The sequence below is a fragment of the Trinickia soli genome, from assembly GCF_002879855.1.
In the GTDB taxonomy this organism is placed as follows: Bacteria; Pseudomonadota; Gammaproteobacteria; order Burkholderiales; family Burkholderiaceae; genus Trinickia; species Trinickia soli.
On the sequence record NZ_PNYB01000004.1, the window covers coordinates 164,502 to 187,008 of the forward strand.

Genomic DNA, 22,507 nt, shown 5'->3' on the forward strand with positions numbered 1-22,507 from the left:
TACTATCTTCATGCCCCGATAATCGGGGCTTTGGCCAGCCAGGCCCGGTATGATTCCTGCCCCCAGTCGTCCATGATCCGGGGGGTGTTGTCGCCGGGCCTGGTGGGTGGCTGGTGATCGCTGATAGGGGTTTGGCCGGGATATCCCGACGCCGTCCGTAACGTGGATGCCGAGACTTGCCACCGTTGTTGCAGGCCAATCCGTTCACTCTGCACATACCGCGATGCAAGACACTCAACAACATGACGCCGTCGACGTCTTCGTCGGCGTGGATGTCGGTAAAGGCCAGCATCATGCCGTCGCGCTCGATCGAAACGGCAAGCGCCTGTACAACAAGGGGCTGCCCAACGATGAAGCCAAGCTGCGTGCCCTTATCGCCGAACTCAAGACTCACGGCCAGCTCCTGTTCGTCGTCGATCAGCCTTCCACCATCGGCGCGCTACCGGTTGCTGTCGCCCGCGATGAAGGCGTGCTTGTTGCCTACCTGCCCGGGCTGGCAATGCGTCGCATTGCCGACCTGCATGCCGGCGAAGCCAAGACCGACGCCCGCGATGCCGCCATCATTGCCGAAGCTGCCCGCTCGATGCCGCACACGTTGCGCTCACTCCGGTTGGCCGATGAACAACTCGCCGAACTCACCATGCTTTGCGGCTTCGACGACGATCTAGCTGCCCAAGTCACGCAAACGAGCAATCGCATTCGCGGTTTGCTCACTCAGATCCATCCTGCACTCGAGCGGGTTCTCGGGCCACGCCTCGATCATCCGGCCGTGCTCGATCTGCTCGAGCGCTATCCGTCGCCCGCCTCGCTTGCCGCAGCCAGCGAGAAGACGCTTGCCAATCGCCTGACCAAGCTCGCGCCACGTATGGGCAAGAGCCTCGCGGCCGAAATCGTTCAGGCGTTGAGCGAACAGGCCGTGACCGTACCCGGCACTCAAGCAGCAACCATCGTCATGCCCCGCTTGGCGCAGCAACTTGCCGCCTTGCGCAAACAGCGTGACGAGGTCGCCGCCGAAGTCGAACGACTGGTACTTGCTCACCCTCTTTGGCCGGTCCTGACCAGCATGCCGGGAGTCGGCGTCAGGACCGCCGCCAGACTCCTTACCGAAGTCGCACACAAAGCCTTCGCGTCGGCCGCGCATCTTGCCGCTTACGCCGGCCTCGCGCCAGTCACCAGACGCTCGGGTTCGTCCATTCGCGGCGAGCACCCGTCAAGACGCGGCAACAAAGTACTAAAGAGAGCGCTGTTCCTGTCCGCCTTCGCCGCGTTACGAGATCCGATCTCCAGGGACTACTACGCTCGCAAAATCCAGCAAGGCAAGCGCCACAATCAGGCCCTCATCGCTCTCGCGAGGCGCCGATGCGATGTGCTATTCGCCATGCTGCGCGACGGCACTTTTTACCAACCGAAAGCCGCACCTAACGCTTGACGAAACACATAGGGGCACCCCCCTCACCGCCTTCCGTTTCTCAAGCCGCGACGATCTTCGGACCGCGCGCCGCGATCGCTTTCGCGATCGGTCGCGCCGGCATCCGCTCGGTGATCAGGTAGCGCGCCAGTTCGAAGCCGTCGATGCGTACCGGCGTAACACGCCCGAACTTCGAATGATCGGCCACGACGACAGCGGTGCTCGCGGCACGCAGCATCCGCGCGCGCACCTCGGCCACCATGCGCGTGTAATCGGTCAATGCGCCGTCGGCCGATATGCCGCCCGCGCCGACGAACGCGAAGTCCGCGTGGTATTGGCTCAGTTGTTGAATCGTGTCGAGACCGAACACGGCATCTTCGCCATCGGACAATTCGCCGCCGAGCAGCGTCACGCGATTTTCATTGCGTCGACCGAGCAGCAACGCGATACGCCAATCGTTGGTATAGATCGACAGCCGCCGATGGCTCAACAGAGCGCGCGCGACCGCTTGCGTCGTACTGCCCGAGTCGATCACGACAGACGCGCCGTCCGGCACGAGTTGAGCCGCACGCAAGCCGATCGCGCGCTTGGCGGACGCATGCTCGCCTTCTCTGACATCGAGATCGGGCTCGCGCCGATCGGCCGACAGTGCACCGCCGTGGGTCGTGACAATGAGCCCGCGCTCCGCGAGCACGCGCAGGTCCCGGCGGATTGTCTCGCGCGAGACATCGAGCTCGCGCACGAGTTCGGCGATGGACAGCGCGCCGTCGGCGGCGAGACGCGACAAGATGTGTTGGTGACGTTGTTCTGCGAGCATCGCGCTTGATGCGGCCGACTAGCGGCGGCTTAGGGGCTGTGACGTGGCTGAAACGTGGCTTGAATCGCGCGTATTGTAGTACGGCGTCGATCTGGCACGTCAGCCCAGCAGCCCCGCGATCCGGCGCAAAGTCGAACGTGTCGCCGCCGTCCGGCCGACTGCAGCTCCACACGACGCGCTCGCCGAGCCGGCGATAGCGCAAGCAGTTGTGTCGCGACAGATAGTCCGGCGAAGACGGCCGCTCGCGCCCTTTGGCGCAAGCGCGCTCGACCGATCTTTCGCCTGGCCCGTTCCCCGACCCGCCTGCCCCTAGGCCTCGATCCGCTTGCGTGTCACGCCCAGCAATTCGGCCATCGACGAGCGCGCCGCCTCGGGCTGCCGCGCGCAAATCGCCTCGAACACTGCCGTATGTTGCTGCAGCGCCGCATTGAATATGTCGGCGCGCTTCGCATTGAGCCGCAACTGCGCTTCGAGCGTGCGTTCGATCAGCGATCCCAGCGGCATCAACAACTCGTTGTTGCACGCCGCCAGCAGGCCCAGATGAAAACGCAAATCGGCGCGCACCCATTCGTCGATGTTGCGCGCCGCCACCATGGCCGCGTGCGCCTGCTCCAGTGCGTCGATCGATTCGGGCGTGTGCGATTGCGCCGCCAGTCCGGCCGCATAGGGCTCGACCATTTCGCGGACCTCTTGTAGCTTCAACGCGAACTCGAGCTGCGGCGCGACCTGCGAATACCACTCCAGCAAATCGGCATCGAGCAGATTCCATGCGCTGCGGCGCCGCACCTTCGTTCCCACTTTCGGCCGGGATTCGACGAGCCCTTTCGACGTCAACGTCCGAAGCGCCTCGCGCAAAACAGTGCGGCTGACGCCGAACGTCCCCATCAATTCCGCCTCGCGCGGCAACAAGGCGCCGGGTGCATAGTCGCCACGCAAGATGGCCGTCGCCAGCATATAGGCGACACGCCCGTGCAGATCGCGTTGAATCATTGTTCTCCCTGTGGTGTCGGTCCGAGCGAAGGCGTGCCATCGAGCGGCAGATTCCCGGCTACGGCCATTCATCGGTCCGGTTCGCGCACGAGCCGCACGCGATGGGGCGATTATCGCGGCCGCCCGGCAAAGCGCAAGTAGGCCGTCCCCGCGCTCCCCAAAAGGCGGGCGCGCAATTTCATTAATACTATTAATAGTACTTCACAGAAAGTTGTTGTACCATGCGTCCATCGACGCGCAATCGCCTGAACCGGTCGCCGTCGCACCGCACGGTCGTTATCGTTGAACAGGAGGAGATTGCGCCCATGAAGATCACGAAGCTCGAGACTTTCGTCGTGCCGCCCCGGTGGCTGTTTCTCAAGATTGAAACGGATGAAGGCATCGTCGGCTGGGGCGAACCGGTGGTCGAAGGCCGCGCGCATACGGTCGAGGCAGCCGTCCACGAATTGGCCGACTATCTCGTCGGCAAAGATCCGCGCCATATCGAAGACCACTGGCAGGTGATGTACCGCGCGGGCTTCTATCGCGGCGGCCCGGTCCTCATGAGCGCGATCGCGGGCATCGACCAGGCGCTCTGGGACATTCTCGGCAAGCATCACGGCGTGCCCGTCCATGCGTTGCTGGGCGGCGCCGTGCGCGACCGCATCAAGGTGTATTCGTGGATCGGCGGCGATCGCCCCCACGACGTGGCCGATAATGCGCGCGCCGTCGTCGAACGCGGCTTCAAGGCCCTCAAGATGAACGGCTCGGAGGAAGTGCAGATCGTCGACACCTACGACAAGGTCGAGCAGGTGATCGCGAACGTCGCCGCCGTGCGCGAAGCGGTGGGGCCGCACGTGGGCATCGGCGTCGACTTCCACGGCCGCATTCACAAGCCGATGGCTAAGGTGCTGGCTAAAGAGCTCGATCCGTACAAGCTGCTGTTCATCGAAGAACCTGTCTTGTCGGAGAACGTTGAAGCGCTGCGCGACATCGTCAATCAGACGAACACGCCGATCGCGCTTGGCGAGCGGCTCTACTCGCGCTGGGATTTCAAATCGATTCTCGCCGAAGGCTACGTCGACATCATTCAGCCCGATGCATCGCACGCGGGCGGCATCACCGAGTGTCGCAAGATTGCGACAATGGCGGAAGCCTACGACGTCGGCCTCGCGCTCCATTGCCCGCTGGGACCGATCGCGCTGGCCGCGTGTCTGCAGCTCGATGCCGTCAGCTATAACGCGTTCATTCAAGAGCAAAGCCTGGGGATCCACTACAACCAGGGCAACGACCTGCTCGATTACCTGCACAACCCCGAGGTATTCAAGTACGACGGCGGTTTCGTCGCCATTCCGCAAGGGGCTGGCCTTGGCATCGAGGTCAACGAAGCGAAGGTGCGCGAGATGGCGAAGACCGGTCACCGCTGGCGCAATCCGGTCTGGCGCCACGCCGACGGCAGCGTCGCCGAGTGGTGACAAGCACGCGGGCGCGGCCTCGCGTCCGTCGCCGTCGAAGCTCGTCCATTCGCCGGCCGTAACACGTCACGTTCGAAAACGTAACGTTTTGGGCGGCGAGCCGCGCGTCAAACGCCGGCCCGCTCGCCGAACCGCCTTCCCGCGTACGCGCTTTTCAAGTCGGAAGCCTTGCCCGGCAAGGCTCACCGCCGCGCCGACGCCCGCCCGTCCGCATCCTTGGCCTGCTTCTTGCAATCCCCTGACGTAAAACGACAACGCGGGGAGACAGGCCATGGGAGAGTTCGTACCGGACTACTTGATCCGTGAACAAGCCGCGGTGGGGGCATTCGTCATGTTCGCCCTCGTCCGCGTACTGGCCGCACGCATCGGAGGTGGCCGCGGCTGGCCGATCGCCATTGTCGAAAAATGCGTGATCGGCATGGCCGGGCTCTACTGCGCGCCGCAACTGGTCGATTTGCTCACGCACGCCCATGTCCTGCCGGCGGCATCGGCCGAGTTCGAAGGCAAGGTGCTCGGCGCAGCCGTTGCGTTGTTCTGCGCACCCATCCTCAGTCGGAGGCTCGGCTATGAATAAGCGCATCGGTTTCAGCGGCTGCATCCTCGCGCCCCGCGGATCTGCTCCAAGCGCTCGCACCCGGGCGAGACAAGGGCGTCGCGCGCACCGCAACCCTTCCCGAGCACGGCTGGCCGATGCGTTCGTCGCAAGGCGCCTCAGCGCTCGCGCCCATTGGCGGCCATGGTCGTCTCATTCGTGAGACACGCGGTGCGCGGGAACGACCGGCGTCGGCTGGTCGGCTCATCGGCTCATCGGCTGGTCGGCTCATCGGCTGGTCGGCTCGTCGCGGTCATCGGTCGGGTGACCCGCCCACTCACCGCATCATCGAATAGCCGGGCGGACTATGCGCGAGTACGGCGGCGACGACGAAGATGCCCAGCATGACGAGCGCCTCCATGTGCAGGACGTTGTTGAACGTATGGGCGTCGGTGGTTGATGCCGTGCGGCGCAGGCGCGGCAGCGCGGAGGTTCGATTCAGTCCGCCGAGCAACACGGCAAACAGGACGAGCGCCACTTTCAGCGTGAAGACGTGACCCCAGGTGCTATCCGATAGCGGCGCAAGCGATCTTCCCAGCCCGCGCTGCGCGTTGAACAGCCCCGTTGCAAGAACCACGAGCAACGCTGTCGTCGCGACGCTCGATACGCGTACCGCGACGCGAATCAGCACGCCGCGCGTCGTCGACGTATCGAGCCCGGGCAGCACGAGCAATCCGCCCGCAAGGACGATGCCGCCCCACACGCCCGTTGCAAGCAGATGCAGCGCTTGCACGCCCACTGCGAGGGAAATCGGCCCGGCATCCACGGCATGACCGATCGACGCCTTGCCGAGCGCGATGATCACCACGGCCAGCCAGAACACACCTTGCCCCACACGGCCGCCACGACTGGCGAGCGCGGCCGCCAACGCCAGCAACGCCCCGCCGAGCGCGACGCACCACCCATGTCCCACCTGCGTCTGCGCGATGACGGTCGGCACGGCGCCGAGCGCCATCGCGAGCGACAAGCCGCTCATCGACGCCGCCTCGTAAAGCAGCCACAGGATGTCCGACAGCACGAGCGCGAACGTCGCGGCGACGAGCGACGCGTGCGCGCGCTGCCAGGCGTCGCGCGCGGTCTGCCCCTCGAACGCGAGCCAGCGTTCGAGCAACGCGGAGCCGATGGTGAAGGCGAAGGCGATATTCATGAGCGCGGCCAAAGCGACCTGCCCGATCGAGATTCCGGTTACGTTCATCGGCCGAGGGTTCCGTGCAAGCCGTCGAACGCGACAAGTGCGCCCCGCGCGAAAAAATGAGTCATTGGAAGTTGTTCGAAAGGAAATTGAAATGCGCGACGCCGTTTGTGCGGCCGCCAAGCGGCGCCGCGGGCCGCACGGAAGCGTCGACGCCCGCGGTGCAGGCGAGAGTGTACGTGCGAAGGCGGCTACACGCGACCGTCAACAAGAACGCGTCGACGCTGCGACGCGGCATGCCGCGTGCGCAGCCATGCTCGCCCGCGCAAACGCACCGCCCGTGCAGGGGCTACCCCGGGGGGTGCCACGAGACCGGTGCCGCTCGGTGCGCCATGAGTGCCGATGCGTCCCGATGCGTCCCGGTTCGTCCCGATCGGTGCGTGGATTGGACTGCGATTGCCGCATCGCAGGGGCCGGTTGTGCAAAAAGGAGACAGTGGTGCTCGAGAGGGCCAGGACAGCCGAACCCGCGCCGCGGCTTGATTACGCGCGGCAAATTGTCGCGCGGTCGCCTCCCGACCGATCCGCGGCGCTTCTGGCAAATAGCCCGCATATGGCATCGATGATAGAATGCTGCGTCGCAGCGCCTGGGCCGCCGACTAGGGTCGGGGCCTGGCGGGGCAACAGCGAGGTGACAGCAAGCTGTTCTCGAGCACCTGCCCGGCCACTGCCTTGCCGCGACCGCTGCAACATCGCGCATCGAATCTCAATACCAAGCCACAGACCCATACCGAGCCGATCGCAGCCCGGTAGGACCCCGAATAACGATGGAGTTACGCGTGTCTTCCAGACGCATTTTCCGCCCGCTACTCGCCCTTCTGTTGATTGGCGGTGCCGGCGTCGCAAGCAGCGCGCAAGCGCAAACGCAGCCCAAGGCCCCCGATACGATGGAAGCGCGCGTGCAAGGTTGCACGGCCTGCCACGGCTCGCACGGCCAGGGTACCGACAACGACTACTTCCCGCGCCTCGCGGGCAAGCCGGCCGACTACCTGTACAACCAGCTCGAGAACTTCCGTGCGGGCCGGCGCAAGTACCCGCCGATGAACTACCTCGTCACGTACCTTTCGGACGACTATCTGCACCAGATCGCGACGTACTTCTCGCAGCAGCGTCCGCCGTACCCTGCGCCCGCGAAGCCGACCGTGTCGGACGACGTCATCGCGCGCGGCAGGCAGATCGTCCTGAACGGCGACAAATCGAAGGATATCCCGGCCTGCGCGGCCTGCCACGGCAAAGCGCTGACGGGTATGGAGCCCGCGATTCCGGGTCTCGTCGGCTTGCACAGCGATTACATCAGCGCGCAGCTCGGCGCCTGGCGTTCGGGCACGCGTCACGCGATCGCGCCCGATTGCATGCATGAAATCGCTTCGCGCCTGACGGACGAAGACGTGACCGCCGTCGCCGCATGGCTGTCGACGCAACCCGCTCCGTCCAACCCGGTCCCGGCTCCGGCCCGCTCGATGAAGACTCCGCTTGCTTGCGGTAGCGAACCGCAGTAAGCGCGAGGAGAGACACACCTATGAAACGCAAGACCCTGTTCGCTCTCTCGGCCGCCGTCCTTGCCGCGGCCGCGCTCGTGCCCGTGCTCTGGTCGGGTAGCGACAACCTTCACAACGGCACGGCGCAAGCCGCCACGCCGGCCGATCAGGCCGCCCTCATCAAGCGCGGCGAGTACCTCGCCCGCGCCGGCGACTGTATCGCCTGTCACACGGTTCGCGGCGGCCAGCAGTTCGCCGGCGGCCTGCCGATGGCCACGCCGTTCGGCACGCTCTACACGCCGAACATCACGCCCGACGATCAGAACGGCATCGGCAAGTGGTCGTCCGATGACTTCTATCGCGCTCTGCACACGGGCCGCTCCAAGGACGGCAGCCTGCTGTACCCGGCGTTCCCGTTCGCGAGCTACACGAAGGTCACGCGCGCCGATTCGGACGCGATCTACGCCTACCTGCGTTCGGTGCCGCCGTCGTCCGTGCCGAGCCGTCCGCACGAACTGCGCTTCCCGTTCAACAACCGCAACCTGCTGATTGGCTGGCGTACGCTGTTCTTCCGTGAAGGCACGTACAAAGACGATCCGACCAAATCGGTCGAATGGAACCGCGGTGCGTACCTGATCGAAGGCCTCGGCCACTGCACGATGTGCCATACGTCCATCAACATGATGGGTGGCCCGGTCAATTCGGCCGCATTTGCGGGCGGTCTGATCCCGCTGCAAAACTGGTATGCGCCGTCGCTGACGTCGAACAAGGAAGCGGGTCTCGGCGAATGGGACGTGAAGGACATCAGCGATCTGCTCAAGAACGGCGTGTCCGAGCGCGGCGCCGTATTCGGCCCGATGGCGGAAGTCGTCCACAACAGCCTGCAGTACATGTCGGACGAAGATGTCCGCGCGATGGCGACGTACCTGAAGACGATCCCGCAAAAGAGCGAAGCGCCCGAGCAGATGCAGTACGAGACGTCGGAGAAATACGGCGACGCGCTGCTGCAGCAGGGCAAGAAGATCTACGGCGACAACTGCGTGAAGTGCCACGCGGACAACGGCCTGGGCAAGCCGCCGGCGTACCCGCCGCTCGCGAACAACCAGTCGATTCAGATGCCGTCCGCGGTCAATCCGATCCGCATGGTGCTGAACGGCGGGTATCCGCCGAGCACGGAAGGCAATCCGCATCCGTACGGTATGCCGCCGTTCGCGCAATCGCTGTCGAACCAGGAAGTGGCCGCTGTCGTCACGTACATCCGTATGTCGTGGGGCAACCACGGTACGCCGGTGTCGCCGCAGCAAGTGAGCGATCTGCGCTCGGCGCCGCTCGACTAAGCACCTGATGTAACGGGGCGCGGCCATGCGGGAAACCGCGGCCGCGCCTTTCTTATTTCCGGCGCCGGCAAACCTGCCGCGCGCCGAACCCAAGCGGCCAGCCGGCGCCACGAGCGCCGAATACGCGCAAGGCTCGACACGAAAGCCGGCCGCCTCACCGCATTGCGAAGAATTCTCTATGTCATTCGATTCCCTGGGCTTGTCCGAACCGCTGGTGCGAGCCGTCCATGAGCTCGGCTATACGACGCCGACGCCGATCCAACAACAAGCCATACCCGCCGTGCTCGGCGGCGGCGACCTGCTCGCGGGCGCGCAAACGGGCACGGGCAAGACGGCCGGCTTCACGCTGCCGATTCTGCAGCGCCTCAGTGCGGCCCAGCCCCAAGGCGGCGCGCAGGGCAAGCGCATGGTGCGCGCGCTGATCCTCACCCCCACGCGCGAGCTGGCCGCGCAGGTGGAAGAAAGCGTCAGGGCTTACGGCAAGTATCTGAAGCTCAAGTCGACCGTGTTGTTCGGCGGCGTCGGCATCAATCCGCAGATCGAAGCGCTCAGGCGCGGCGTCGACATCGTCGTCGCCACGCCGGGGCGCTTGCTCGATCACATGCAGCAGAAGACGATCGACGTTTCCAGCCTTGAAATCCTCGTTCTCGATGAAGCCGACCGCATGCTCGACATGGGCTTCATCCACGACATCAAGCGCGTACTCGCGCGTTTGCCGGCGAAGCGGCAGAACCTGCTGTTCTCGGCAACGTTCGCCGATGAGATCAAGGCGCTCGCCGACAGCCTGCTCGACGAGCCCGCGATGATCGAGGTCGCACGCCGCAACACGACGGCTGAACTCGTCGCGCAGAAGGTCCATCCCGTCGATCGGGACCGCAAGCGCGAATTGCTCACGCATCTGATTCAACAGCATAAGTGGTTCCAAGTACTGGTCTTCACGCGCACCAAGCACGGAGCCAATCGCCTCGCTGAGCAGTTGACCAAGGACGGTATCAGCGCGCTGGCGATCCACGGCAACAAGAGTCAATCGGCGCGTACGCGCGCGCTCGCCGAATTCAAGGACGGCACGCTGCAGGTACTGTGCGCGACCGATATCGCGGCGCGCGGCATCGATATCGATCAACTTCCGCACGTCGTCAACTACGATTTGCCGAATGTGCCGGAAGACTACGTCCATCGCATCGGCCGCACCGGGCGTGCGGGCGCGACGGGCGAAGCGATTTCGCTCGTCTGCGTCGACGAATGGCAACTGCTGAAAGACATCGAAAAGCTGATCAAGCGCTCGATCGAACAGGAAGTGATTCCCGGCTTCGAGCCCGATCCGAACGCCAGGCCCGAACCGATTCTGCAACGTCGCGGCCAGGGCAATGCGGGGCGTCAGCCGCGCGGCGAGCCGGCCCGGCAGAACACCCGTTCCGCGGGCGCGCAACCGACGTCACGAGCGCCCGAGCCGCGACGCGAGCAGCAGACGAAGGCAGACAACGGCCAGGGCGGCCGCCCATCGAAGCCGCAAAAATCGCAACCCGCAAAGGCAGCGCAGGCGCCGAAGCAAAACGCGCAGCAAAGCCGGCGGGGCAATGCGGGCAAGCCGCAGGCATCGGCGAAACCCGAGGGTTCCCAGGGCCGTGCGCAGCAGCAACCGGGCAAACCGGACGCTCAGCGCAAACCGCAAGGCGAGCACGGGCCGCGAGCCGAGAACGGCACGGGCCGCGGCAAACCGCCAGCGCAGCCGCGCAGCGCTGGCGATGCGCCGCGTACGAGCGCAGCGCAAGGCGATCGTCGTCGCCGGCCCAACGACCCTGGCGCATTGCTGGGCGGCAAACCGGCCAAGGCGCCCTCGCGCAACGTTCATCGCGGCTGATCGCCTGCCGTGCGCGGCGACACGCCGCGTATTGCACAGCGGCGGACAGCGCCGCGAACGAAGGGCGGTTGATACATCGGCAGCTTGGTCGCCTGCCGATTTTCCCCCGTTCTTCCGCCTGATAGTCGCTCTGACTACAGGCTCAACGCCCGCCTAAGCGGCCCCGCCGCCATCGGCGGCAAGCCTCGCGTGAGCCGCTTTGCGCAACCGTTCGAGTTGCCGTTGCCAGCGATCGAGCACCTGCTTGTGCCCGGATGCGTCGCCCGACAATTCGAAGGTAATGCCGCCTGTCAGGCGCGCGTAACCGACCTGCTGAATTTCACCGGCATCGATTGAAGCGAGGAACAACGCGAGCCCGCTTCCCGCTTCGGCCGCGTCCTGCCCCTCGACGCCGGCGTTCTGCAGAGGCTCGACGGCCAATTGCACCTGATAGAACGCCGCATCATGAACGAAAGTCAGCGCAGCATGCGCCCGGCGGTAATCGTGGCGCGGCGCCCATGCGTGAGCCTCATGTGAAACCGGGTAGCCGGCCGCGTGCGTGACCGAATGATCCGGCGACGCAAGCGTTCGAGCCGCACGCGATGTGGGCCAGAGCGCGAAGGCCAGCGTTCGCGAATCGGGGGCATAGAGTTCGCCGATGCCGAGCAACGACGTCCGCAGATGTCCACCGACGTCGCCGGTGATCAGCGACGCGCTGAAGCCGATCTTCGACGCGAGCGACGTCCCATCGAAAAGCGCGCGCAGCGACGCGGGCCATTCGTCGAATCGACGCTGATCCAGCGAACGCGCCGCGTCGCGCTCAACGGAAGAAGACATGTTCCGCGACTTTCGCGAGCGGGTAATGAACGCCGGGCTGGATGCGCGCCGGAATGTCGAGCGGTTTGAGCAGCATCTTCACGCACATGTCGGCCGACAGGTTCCGGCGCACGAGCGAACTGATACGCGCCGCACGCTGCCGGTTATAGGCCGAATCATGGACGCGATCGGGATAGCGCACCGCGAAAACATGCCGTAACGCGATCTCCGAATCTTCGCTCTTGATTTCCATTACGCGCCGCATCAGCGCACCGAGCACGGCGAGGCGACCATTGCCTTCGATGAGGTTGTACTTCTTGAAGTATTTGAAAAAGTGCTTGTAATGGCGTACTTCGTCGCTGCGAATGTGGTCGGTGATCTCCTTGAGCACGGGCTCATCGGAGCATTCGTTGATGGCGCGATACAACGTGGCCGTCCCGGTTTCGACGACACAACGGGCGACCATTTCTAGCGCACGCGTTTTTTCAAATTCTTCGAGCGAGCATGTCTTCGAGTATTCGTCGAAGAAATTTCGAAACGCCGTATCCCAGTCGAATTCGGGCCAAACGTGGGCGATATATGCCTTGAGCGCACGGCCATGCTGCAGTTCTTCCGGCTCCCATTCGCGGTTGAGCCACGCCGAGACTTCGGGATCGCCGTCGAAGTAGGCGGTCAGGTTGCTTGTGTAGAGATCGGTGCCGCTTTCGATGAACGAAGACGCGCACAACAGAAGCAGCAGATCTTCGTTGGCCGCGGCGCGCTGGCGGTCGATGCGGGTTAGATCGATGTCCTCGATGCGCCAAGGCATCACGTGTTTGGAGTCGATGGTCATGGCCTTGTGCTCCCAAGACCGTATGTTTCGATCCGCAGTGCGATGGACACCCAGCGCACGAAACTGTTGCGGAATTTGAAATACGGTGCCGGTGAATGTTGTTAAAGCTTATACCTCCGGATCTTAGCCGGAGTGCCAAGAAACTGCTCTACGCCCTGCACAGACCGTCGAGGCGAAGTGCGGTTCCGAATACCGTGCAGGCGGGAAGCGAGACCGTATTACAAACGGTTAGACGATTGGCTCGAATTACCGAAAATTACGACGAATCCCAGTTATGCGAATCTCTGCGATTACGCGGGTCAAGTGAGGGCGATCCTTTCCGGTGAAAATGGTGCCGGAGCAGCGATGCGCCTGCGTCCGGGTGAGGCTCGCCTATAACCCGCCTCTCGACCAGCGTTCGCTGGTTTGCGTTCCGCCGCGAGCCGGATACATCTGACATGAGGCAAAAGCCGGGCCGCAGATAAGCGCGCGTAGATACAGCCGTCAATCGTAGCCGGCGACCATCGACGCGTCGCCGCGCCGGTCTCGCTTGTGACCTGCTAGAACTGCCGTTTCTTCAATGTATACGCGAACAGTGCGTATTGCGTATTCGTCTCGGGATCGAAATATCCGCCTTGTGCGGCGCCGTCGTTCAACTCTTCCCAGGATTTTCCGAAGTTCTTGCTGAGGAAGGTGAGATCGCGCGGGGCGCCGTCGCCCGAGGCGTCGGTCGCATATACCAACAACACGCCGTCCTTGCCGACACTCAGGCCGTCGAACAGCAGGCGTTCATCGAAGGTGTGCTGCAACTGCTGGACGCTGGCGTGTCGAACGCTGCCCCACGTCGATAGCGCACCGGTGCGCCGCCCGTTGTCGGCGACGTTGTCGATGTCGCGCGGCGGCCCGAGCTTCGACAACGCATACAACGAATATCCGCCAGTCGTTTGCGGCGACGATTGAAGATCGACCACGATTTGATTCGGCAGCACGACGTCCTGTTCGAAGTCCGATTCGCCCCAGGCCAAACGGTAGACGAGCGTCGACGTCTTGATCTCGCCCAATTCGTCGACGTAGTAGGCGACGCGCAATACACCGTCGGGACCGAAATTGACGGCGTCAAACGTCTTATGGGGCTCGCCGACGTTGGCGAGCGGCGGCAGCTTGACTTCCTGCCACGATCGCCCGGCGTCGGTCGTTCGCCAAACGTGAGGGCCCCATCCGATGGCATAGCCGCGTTGCGGATCGAGGAACAACAATTGTTCTATCTCGGCATCCTCGGGCCAATGCAGTTGCGACCATGTCTGACCGCCATCGCTGGAATGCCAGAGTTTGGTGAGTTGTGGTCGTAGCCCATTCGATGCCTTGGGCACTTTGTAATCCATCCATCCGGTACTGATATAGACCGTGTGCCAATCTTTTGAATACCACCAAGCGGCATCCTGACCGCGCTGCTGGAAGGTACGTGTCAGACCTGTGTCAAGCGAGCCGCGCAAGAAACTTACGGTGCCACGGTTCAAAAACTCGGCCGTATCATTCATCCACGCCTCGGTCGGCTCCGCGACGTCCGGATTCTTCGCCTCGCTCGCCGGTTTGAAAGTGATTTGCGGATCGGCGAGCTTGAGACTGATGATCTGCTTGTCACGTATACGAAATGCCCCGCCGCCGTATGGCTTGTCGTTTTTTAAAAAGGTGTGCGTAATCGTTTCCCAGCCCGTAGCCATGCTTTGATACCCGTAGATTAACAATGCCAACAGAGCGAGGCCGCTCGCCAGCGGTTTCCAGTGTCTCAACTTTCGCATGTCATTTTTCTAGCAGTCGACCGAGTGCCTTGCCGATCGGGTCATCGATGTAGGCGTGCACGGCAGTGAATCTAGCCCAGCGACCATTGACGCGTCGCCGGTCTCGCTTGTGACCTGCTAGAACTGCCGTTTCTTCAACGTATACGCGAACAGTGCGTATTGCGTATTCGTCTCGGGATCGAAATATCCCCCTTGCGCCGCGCCGTCGTTCAGCTCTTCCCAGGATTTTCCGAAGTTTTTGCTGAGGAAGGTGAGATCACGCGGGGCGCCGTCGCCTGAGGCGTCTGTCGCATAAACCAATAACACACCGTCCTTGCCGACACTCAGGCCGTCGAACAGCAGGCGTTCATCGAAGGTGTGCTGCAACTGCTGGACGCTGGCGTGTCGAACGCTGCCCCACGTCGATAGCGCACCGGTGCGCCGCCCGTTGTCGGCGACGTTGTCGATGTCGCGCGGCGGCCCGAGCTTCGACAACGCATACAACGAATATCCGCCAGTCGTTTGCGGCGACGATTGAAGATCGACCACGATTTGATTCGGCAGCACGACGTCCTGTTCGAAGTCCGATTCGCCCCAGGCCAAACGGTAGACGAGCGTCGACGTCTTGATCTCGCCCAATTCGTCGACGTAGTAGGCGACGCGCAATACACCGTCGGGACCGAAATTGACGGCGTCAAACGTCTTATGGGGCTCGCCGACGTTGGCGAGCGGCGGCAGCTTGACTTCCTGCCACGATCGCCCGGCGTCGGTCGTTCGCCAAACGTGAGGGCCCCATCCGATGGCATAGCCGCGTTGCGGATCGAGGAACAACAATTGTTCTATCTCGGCATCCTCGGGCCAATGCAGTTGCGACCATGTCTGACCGCCATCGCTGGAATGCCAGAGTTTGGTGAGTTGTGGTACCGCTCCATTCGCCGGTCTGGGCGCCTTATAGTCAATCCAGCCGGTGCTGACAAAAACCGTACCCCAATCCTTCGAGTACCACCAGGCGGCATTCTGACCACGTTGCTGGAAGGTGCGCGTCAACCCACCATTAAGCGTACCTTTGAGAAACACAACAGACCGACGATTCAATCGCTCGGAAGAATCGTTCATCCAGGCTTCCGTTGGCTCCGCCACCTCGGGATCCTTAAGTTCGCTAGCTGGTTTGAACGTGATTGGTTGCTCGGCAAGTTTGAGACTGATGACTTGGTTTTCGCGAATCCTAAACGCGCCACCGCCATAAGGCTTGTCGTTTCTTCCAAAATTGGTCGCAATCGTCTCCCAATGCGTCGCTGTGCCCTGATACCCGTAAGCTAAAACAGCCAGCAACGCCAGGCAGCCCAATAGAATCTTCCGGTACGTCAATTTTTTCATCTTACTTCGCCATCAAACGATCAGGCGCTTTGCCGACTGGGTCATCGATGTAGGAGTGCACGGCAGTGAATCTATTAGCCCAGCGCCCATTGACGCGTCGCCGGTCGCGCTTGCGGCCTGCTAGAACTGCCGTTTCTGCAACGTATACGTGAACAGTGCGTATTGCGTATTCGTCTCGGGATCAAAATATCCGCCTTGCGCCGCGCCGTCGTTCAGTTCTTCCCAGGATTTTCCGAAGTTTTTGCTGAGGAAGGTGAGATCACGCGGGGCGCCGTCGCCTGAGGCGTCTGTCGCATAAACCAATAACACACCGTCCTTGCCGACGCTCGGGCCATCGAACAGCAGGCGTTCATCGAAAGTGTGCTGCAACTGCTGGACGCTGGCGTGTCGAACGCTGCCCCACGTCGATAGCGCACCGGTGCGCCGCCCGTTGTCGGCGACGTTGTCGATGTCGCGTGGCGGGCCGAGCTTCGACCACGCATACAACGAATATCCTCCCGTCGTTTGCGGCGACGATTGAAGATCGACCACGATTTGATTCGGCAGCACGACGTCCTGTTCGAAGTCCGATTCGCTCCAGGCCAAACGGTAGACGAGCGTCGACGTCTTGATCTCGCCCAAGTGGTCGACATAGTAGGCGACGCGCAATACACCGTCAGGACCGAGATTGACCGCGGCAAACGCTTTACGGGGCTCGCCGACATTGGCGAGCGGTGGCAGCTTGACTTCCTGCCACGAGCGTCCGGCGTCGCTCGTTCGCCAAACGTGAGGACCCCATCCGATGGCGTAGCCGCGTTGCGGATCGAGGAACAACAATTGGTCTATCTCGGCGTCCTCGGGCCAATGCAGTTGCGACCATGTCCGACCGCCATCGCTGGAATGCCAGAGTTTGGTAATCTGCGGCGCCAGCCCATTCGAGGATTTCGGTGCTTTCTAGTCCATCCATCCCGTGCTGATGTAGACGGCGAGCCAATTTTTCGAATACCACCATGCAGAACTTTGGCCGCGCTCCTGGAACGTGCGCACCAGACCGCCGTGTAGCGTTCCCGTCAGGAACGCCACAGTCCTCCGATTTAGCCGTTTGGAAACGTCATCCATCCACGCTTCGGTGAACTCGGCAGTCTCGGGATCCTTGAGTTCGCTTGCAGGCTTGAACGTCAATTGCGGCCCTACCAGCTTGAGGCTGATGACCTCATTGCCGTTAACGCGAAATGCCCCGCCCCCGTAAGGCTTATCGTTCGGGCCAAAATTCGTCGCGATCGTTTCCCAGCGTGTCGTCATGCTCTCATATCCGTACGTTAAGCAGCGAGATATGCGAGGCCTGCCAATAGCAAGCTCCAGCGTTTTGAAATTTGCATGTCACTCCGCCAACAAGCGACCCAGCGCCTTGCCGACTGGGTCGTCAATATCAGAATGGTTGACCATATTTGGCAGAACCACGCCTTGATCGTTGGTGATCTCCTCGTTCGAGTCGGTACAGTGTGATGGAATCGCAGCCTGCGGTTCGCAAAGACGGGCGTTCCGCCTGCAGCGATCGTCCATGCCCCGAGTAACGCAAGCACCGGGACCTTCCATCGCGATCGGCCGCGATAAGCACGGTAGCAAACCCCGCATTGCCATTTCTTGATCGTGCAGCCGAACATCACGCGACGTCCAGAATGGTCGTTAGCCCCAGCACGCACGATCTAACGCCGCCAACGACCTTCCTCATTTGAATTTCGTCTCGTCAGCCGCGCTCAGAACTGACGCTTTTTGAGCGTGTAAGCGTAGAGCGCGTACTGGGTGTTGGTCTGCCGATCGAACCAGCCGCCTTGGCCGATGCCGTCGTCGATGTCGCTCCACGATCGCCCGAAATCCCGGCTGTAGAACGTGTTGTCGTGCGGGGCGCCTTGCCGGCTCACGTCCGTTGCGTAGACGAGCAGCACGCCGTTCCTGCCAACGCTAAGTCCGTCGAGCTTGTAGCGTTGATCGAACGTATGCAGTTGCTCGACTTTTGGCGGCGCATCGTTCGTCCACGTCGATATCACGCCGGTTCGATGCCCGTTGTCGCTGGGGTCGTCCCAGTTCCGCGGCGCGCCCAACTGCGACAGGGCGTAAATCGAGTAGGTCGTCGCAAGCGGCTCGTCGCTCGAACCGAGCTGAACGACTACTTGATCCGGCAGCACGGCGTCCTGCTCGAACTGCGTCGCGTCCCAACGCAGCCGATACACCACGCTAGACGACCGGATCTTGCCGAGCGTCGGCACGTAATAGGCAATACGCAGCACACCGTCCGGGCCCAGATCCGCTGCGCCGAAAATCTTGCGCGGTTCATGCGAATCGATTGCCATCGGAGGCGGTTCAATCTCATGCCATGATTGACCGCCGTCGGCCGTGCGCCATACGTGCGGCCCCCATCCAATTGCATAGCCTCGTTGCGGATCAAGGAAGAATAGGCCATTGATGTTGCGCTCTTCCGGCCATTTCAATTGGGTCCATGTTTTACCGCCGTCCCCGGAGCGCCACAATTTGGCAATATGCGGCGACATCCCGTTCTTCGGTTCTGGAAGCTTGTAGTCCATCCAGTCGGTGGCGACGTAGAGGGTGTTCCAGTCTTTCGAGTACCACCACGCAGCATCTTGTGCCTGCTGCTGGAAATTGCGCACGAGAGCACCGCCCAGACTTCCTCGCAGAACGCTGACCGATTTGCGGTTAAGGCGCTCATCCACGTTATCCATCCACGGCTCATCCGGCACTGCTTGCGCCACGTCATAGCCTTTGTCTAGTCCAACGATATGATGACGAAGCTCTGGGCCGGCGATCTTGAGTGTCATTACGTCGTTGCCGCGAATACGGAATGCGCCACCTCCGTAGGGCTTGTCGGTCTTTGTAAAGTCTGTCGTGATCGTCGTCCATTGCGGTGTCGTCATTTCCCGGTATCCATAGCTTGCGGCGGCGAGCAGGATCAGGCCGCCCCAAAAAAATTTCACCCTTGTGAACTTGCGCACGTTCATTTGGCCGCCAGGAAACCGAGTACTCGATTGACGAGATCTTCTGTTCCGGAAGAAACTGCATCTGCCGCATCGCGGCCCCGAGTCTTTATCGAGCTGGTGCCGGTCGCGATCGCTTGCTCGTATGTACCCTGACTGCCCCACTCCTGAAGATTGGGTTGCCTGATGATGTTGATGAGGTCTGCCGGCGGAAGATACGCAATTCCACCGTCCAGGTAGGCTAATGGATGCGTCTTGAACGCGAAGGTTTGGAACGTCTCGTCATTCAATTCGAGCTCACGCTTTCGGACGGTCATCGAGAAGGCTCCGTTACCAGGCTTCTGGCTAGCAATCTGGACGACGTCGCCACGCATATTTTGTCTGAGACCATCTTCCAAGTTTAGCTGCAGATACCGTCGCGCCAAGACAAGCCATGCCTTACCTTTTGCGCTCAAATTCGGAAAGAGTTCCGCTCCATAATGCGAACAGTAGTAATACCCATAACTGACATAATACGAAGGCGGCTTATGCCCGCACCCGATATGCCGCATCATGAAGTTCCCATGGCGCGACCAATCGGAATCGGTGCTCTCCGGCGCGATCAGTTGCTCGCGCCGATGCAGCAGCCGACGCGCGACCTCCTTATCTTTCCAAGGATCCCACGAGGTGGCGAAAGCCTTCACCGTTTCCCAGACACTCGAAACGCTCACCTTCTCAACCGTTTCCAGATACTCCCCGTGTAGCGGCTGATAGTAGTACGGACACTTTCCAATGATGGACGCCGCGGCCGGCGGCACCTCTTTGATGCAGCGGCCAACCTGCACCGCAGGGCGAACCTTGTGGTCTGTCGGGGTAAGGATTGCACTGCCCTCGCCCAAGACATGCTGTTCCTGCTCCGCCATTACTCGTCCTCCATGAACCGTATCTGTGCGTCCTGTGGCACGTGGCTGCGCACGAGCGACGTCTCGCCTTGCTCGTTCGTTATCCCCTCGGCAAGAAGTTGGTCACCCGAGACGATCTGATAACGCACGCGAGCCGCCGGGATGTCCGTACCATGCCAATGCGCAACGAACGCCTGATCGTACGCGCCTGCCGATCCAGGAAATGCTGGCATTGACCTGGAAAGATGCGTCGGCCCATCAAAGACACGGCGTGCGCCCTTCACGTCAACCGAGCCAGGTGCGTGAATTTCGATGTTGCCGTCCTTGATGCGAATGTAGGCGCCCCCGGACGTCAACAAGATCTCCCGCTTGCCCGCCATCTCGACGGCCTCAGTGGTCGAGATCACCTTCATGCCTTTATGCGCCATGAGTTCGATTCCTTCCGAGTGCGCCTGCACCTCGACCTTCCCCTTCGCCGCGAACAACTTCATCCCCGCGTTCTGCACGAATAGGCTCAGCCTTTCGCCGATCGAAGCAATCAGCGACTTGCCGCTCGCGATGTGCGTGCTTGCACCGCTGACCATATTGACGTGCTTGTCCGCCACAATCTGGGTCGACTGCTGAGTCGACAGTCCAATACCCGAAGGACTCGCCATCAGCATGATCGGTTCGGCAAAACCATTGGCATTGCCAGTGCCCCCGCCCGCGGTTCTGCCGGCCCCCATCGCATCACCCGCCACGCTCTTTTGCGTTGCATCGGCGAATGCCTTTAACGCGTCGTACCCATCCTTCAAACTTTCGGCCCGATGTGCCGTACTCGCATCCGAGAGCGCTTCGATCACGCTCTCGGCATTCACGAGTTGGCTGCTCGCTTGCCGAACGTCCATCGGTTGTTTGACCGACGTCGGATGGCTCGACACATACAGCCCTTGCCCGGCTCGAATCGCGCCGTATGCATTCGACTTCAAATCGAAGCCGCTGCCCAGATAGGCGCCGCGCGTGTTGCCGCTGTGATCGACCCAGTACCCCAGGTGCAGATGGGAATCGGCGCTCGTCGAATACAGGTGAATGCGGTTCTGGCCCGTCGCGTCATCCATCACCAACTGGTTGAAACCGCTGCCGCCGTACTCCTTCGATCGATACCCCGACAGCAATCCGTTCGTATGCCACACCGGCGGGGTCGGCCCGCCGTGCATGCGGCTTAGGATCACGGGCCGGTCGCAATCTCCGCCCATGAAGCCGACAATGACTTCATCCCCTTTGCGCAGCGGGAAATGACCGCCGCGCTTTGAACCTGCGTCGGGAAACGCCGCCCGGATCGGTACCGAGGTGCGCTCGTCGCCTTCGTTGCGGCGATTCCAGGGAAACCAAACCCGTGCGCGATTCAACGCATCGAGGTAAATCTCTTCGCCCTCTGGGCCGGCAATGATCCCCGTCTGCAATGCCATCACGGGTTTTTGATGTTCGAACGGGCTGCGAAAGGGTAGCCGACGCCGTTGCGCTTCGATCTCGACTTGAAAGTACCCTTCGCTGCCGTCGGGATGACGAACCTTGACGCCGCCCGCGTTCGCCTGCACAGCCGCCAATACTTCCGACTGCAGGCTTTCAGCAAAGTCCGCCACATCATCCATGCCGGGCAGATTGTTCCTAATCGTCCAGGTCGTCTCGATAATCGCGAACTCGCGATCTTGCGCGGGTTCTTTGTCGTGTATGGGATGGCCCTCCAAGGTGAACCAATAGCCCGGCCTCGCCGAACGCAGGCTGCCGGTGCCGTGAAACCGCGTCATCTGCGACTCCCACGCCTCGACACGCATCGCATTCTGATGCTCGCCTCGGTCCCGAACGCCCCACGTATACGCACCTGTGTAGTCATACACTTCCCCCTGCGCCGGAACATCGTCACGGGGGCTGATCGCGCTCCTGATCTCTTTGTGCAAATCGGGCCGCTTGTAGTCGAACGTACGCGTGGTCAGTTTCGCGCTTTGAATCTGCTGCTGCTCCTTCCATTGCGTGAAGCCGTCCACCTCTTCACGCAAGCCTGTCCGAATGAAGCGCACCGTCCTCTGTTCAAGTTGCGGCACGAAGTACAGATCGTCCATCAGCACGAGCGTGTGCGACTTGCCGTCCTCTGCCTGCTCGAAGCGCCCAAATACTCCCGCCTCTTCCAGGCTCCGATGCACGAAGTTCCAGTCGTCTTCCCATTGCACGCGATTCGAATACCGCGGCATCGCTTCGCGCAAATCGAAGCGATAAGCGCCTTGCGCCTGAGGATGTTCGTCGAACACGTCGGCCACGATCTGCTCGCCCGTCTGCTCTTGCCAATCGCGCATATCACGACGCAACGGTAGGAAGCATATCCACGAAGAAAACCGCAATTGATAAAACGTGAGAAATCCGTCGCTACCCAAACGCGAGAACGTTTTCACATAACCGTGATAGGGCAGATACGAGCGATCGCCTTGCCCAACCCACAACGTCACCGGCTGCGCAATCAGTGTCTTCAGTTCGATTCGATCGCCCTGCGAGGAAGCGACATCGACGATGAATTCATAATCACGCCCGAGTCGAGACTTGCCCTTGACGTGTAACGGCACGAGCCAGTCTTCGCCAAGCGGCGTGTCGAGCCTGATCAAGCGATGATGTTGCGCATTCCCGTAGAACAATGCATCGAAAAGCACGGTGAACGCCATGCCACGGCCCCTCGTTTATATTCGATTATTGAGCCGTGCATTCTAATCGAGCTTCCAGTCCCGTAACGCAGGACGCCA

General features: G+C 61.8%; 18 protein-coding genes. 6 read left to right on the forward strand and 12 right to left on the reverse strand.

The genetic code is table 11. The annotated features are described in order from the left end of the window. Nucleotides 1–223 precede the first annotated feature (223 nt). The gene (locus C0Z19_RS06625; protein ID WP_175084034.1) at nt 224–1,429 is read left to right on the forward strand and encodes an IS110 family RNA-guided transposase; all 1,206 of its coding nucleotides are present in this window, start codon (nt 224–226) and stop codon (nt 1,427–1,429) included. Between the two features lie 40 nt (nt 1,430–1,469). Here C0Z19_RS06625 and C0Z19_RS06630 read toward each other — a convergent pair whose 3' ends face one another. Both C0Z19_RS06630 and C0Z19_RS06635 read right to left on the reverse strand, forming a co-directional pair. Then, nucleotides 1,470–2,225 carry a DeoR/GlpR family DNA-binding transcription regulator gene (locus tag C0Z19_RS06630; RefSeq protein ID WP_102609001.1) on the reverse strand — a complete coding sequence of 252 codons (756 nt, stop codon included), beginning with the start codon at nt 2,223–2,225 and terminating at the stop codon, nt 1,470–1,472. Nucleotides 2,226–2,534: 309 nt separating this feature from the next. Continuing rightward, a complete protein-coding gene (locus C0Z19_RS06635; protein ID WP_102609002.1) occupies nt 2,535–3,215 on the reverse strand; it encodes a FadR/GntR family transcriptional regulator in 681 nt (226 codons plus the stop codon). A gap of 221 nt (nt 3,216–3,436) precedes the next feature. On the opposite strand from C0Z19_RS06635, the gene dgoD reads away from it, so the two are divergent. Both dgoD and C0Z19_RS06645 read left to right on the forward strand, forming a co-directional pair. Then, nucleotides 3,437–4,669: a galactonate dehydratase gene (gene dgoD, locus C0Z19_RS06640; protein ID WP_146012011.1), complete on the forward strand. Its 1,233-nt coding sequence runs from the start codon at nt 3,437–3,439 to the stop codon at nt 4,667–4,669. A gap of 271 nt (nt 4,670–4,940) precedes the next feature. Further along, nucleotides 4,941–5,243 (forward strand): hypothetical protein, encoded by a 303-nt coding sequence (locus C0Z19_RS06645; protein ID WP_102609003.1) that lies wholly within the window; start codon nt 4,941–4,943, stop codon nt 5,241–5,243. Between the two features lie 295 nt (nt 5,244–5,538). Here C0Z19_RS06645 and C0Z19_RS06650 read toward each other — a convergent pair whose 3' ends face one another. After that, complete coding sequence (locus tag C0Z19_RS06650) at nt 5,539–6,456, reverse strand: CopD family protein (protein ID WP_102609004.1); 918 nt, start codon at nt 6,454–6,456, stop codon at nt 5,539–5,541. Nucleotides 6,457–7,219: 763 nt separating this feature from the next. On the opposite strand from C0Z19_RS06650, the gene C0Z19_RS06655 reads away from it, so the two are divergent. The 3 genes from C0Z19_RS06655 to C0Z19_RS06665 all read left to right on the forward strand — a co-directional run bounded on the left by C0Z19_RS06655 (nt 7,220) and on the right by C0Z19_RS06665 (nt 11,128). Further along, the gene (locus C0Z19_RS06655) at nt 7,220–7,951 is read left to right on the forward strand and encodes a c-type cytochrome (RefSeq protein ID WP_102609005.1); all 732 of its coding nucleotides are present in this window, start codon (nt 7,220–7,222) and stop codon (nt 7,949–7,951) included. A gap of 20 nt (nt 7,952–7,971) precedes the next feature. Beyond that, the gene (locus C0Z19_RS06660; RefSeq protein WP_102609006.1) at nt 7,972–9,267 is read left to right on the forward strand and encodes a c-type cytochrome; all 1,296 of its coding nucleotides are present in this window, start codon (nt 7,972–7,974) and stop codon (nt 9,265–9,267) included. A gap of 178 nt (nt 9,268–9,445) precedes the next feature. Continuing rightward, nucleotides 9,446–11,128, forward strand: coding sequence for a DEAD/DEAH box helicase (locus tag C0Z19_RS06665; protein WP_102609140.1), 1,683 nt, complete (start codon nt 9,446–9,448; stop codon nt 11,126–11,128). A 153-nt stretch (nt 11,129–11,281) separates the two neighbouring features. Here the strand turns inward: C0Z19_RS06665 and C0Z19_RS06670 are convergent, their stop codons facing one another. The 9 genes from C0Z19_RS06670 to C0Z19_RS06705 all read right to left on the reverse strand — a co-directional run bounded on the left by C0Z19_RS06670 (nt 11,282) and on the right by C0Z19_RS06705 (nt 22,429). After that, nucleotides 11,282–11,944, reverse strand: a complete 663-nt coding sequence (locus tag C0Z19_RS06670; RefSeq protein ID WP_102609007.1) for a hypothetical protein — start codon at nt 11,942–11,944, stop codon at nt 11,282–11,284. Further along, nucleotides 11,928–12,731 (reverse strand): ferritin-like domain-containing protein, encoded by an 804-nt coding sequence (locus C0Z19_RS06675; RefSeq protein ID WP_425330281.1) that lies wholly within the window; start codon nt 12,729–12,731, stop codon nt 11,928–11,930. The genes C0Z19_RS06670 and C0Z19_RS06675 overlap by 17 nt, the downstream gene beginning before the upstream one ends. 563 nt (nt 12,732–13,294) lie before the next feature. Further along, nucleotides 13,295–14,455, reverse strand: coding sequence for a WD40/YVTN/BNR-like repeat-containing protein (locus tag C0Z19_RS06680; RefSeq protein WP_102609009.1), 1,161 nt, complete (start codon nt 14,453–14,455; stop codon nt 13,295–13,297). 195 nt (nt 14,456–14,650) lie between these two features. Further along, nucleotides 14,651–15,889, reverse strand: coding sequence for a WD40/YVTN/BNR-like repeat-containing protein (locus C0Z19_RS06685; RefSeq protein WP_233196028.1), 1,239 nt, complete (start codon nt 15,887–15,889; stop codon nt 14,651–14,653). A gap of 120 nt (nt 15,890–16,009) precedes the next feature. Further along, entirely contained in the window at nt 16,010–16,705 is a 696-nt protein-coding gene (locus C0Z19_RS28615; protein WP_233196029.1) for a beta propeller repeat protein, read from the reverse strand. 117 nt (nt 16,706–16,822) lie between these two features. Continuing rightward, nucleotides 16,823–17,170, reverse strand: coding sequence for a hypothetical protein (locus C0Z19_RS28620; RefSeq protein WP_233196030.1), 348 nt, complete (start codon nt 17,168–17,170; stop codon nt 16,823–16,825). A 455-nt stretch (nt 17,171–17,625) separates the two neighbouring features. Beyond that, on the reverse strand, nt 17,626–18,882 hold the full coding sequence (locus C0Z19_RS06695) for a WD40/YVTN/BNR-like repeat-containing protein (protein WP_332882205.1): 1,257 nt from the start codon (nt 18,880–18,882) through the stop codon (nt 17,626–17,628). After that, entirely contained in the window at nt 18,879–19,760 is an 882-nt protein-coding gene (locus C0Z19_RS06700) for a hypothetical protein (protein ID WP_102609010.1), read from the reverse strand. The genes C0Z19_RS06695 and C0Z19_RS06700 overlap by 4 nt, the downstream gene beginning before the upstream one ends. After that, nucleotides 19,760–22,429 (reverse strand): type VI secretion system Vgr family protein, encoded by a 2,670-nt coding sequence (locus C0Z19_RS06705; protein WP_102609011.1) that lies wholly within the window; start codon nt 22,427–22,429, stop codon nt 19,760–19,762. Before C0Z19_RS06705 ends, C0Z19_RS06700 begins: the two co-directional genes overlap by 1 nt. Nucleotides 22,430–22,507 lie beyond the last annotated feature (78 nt).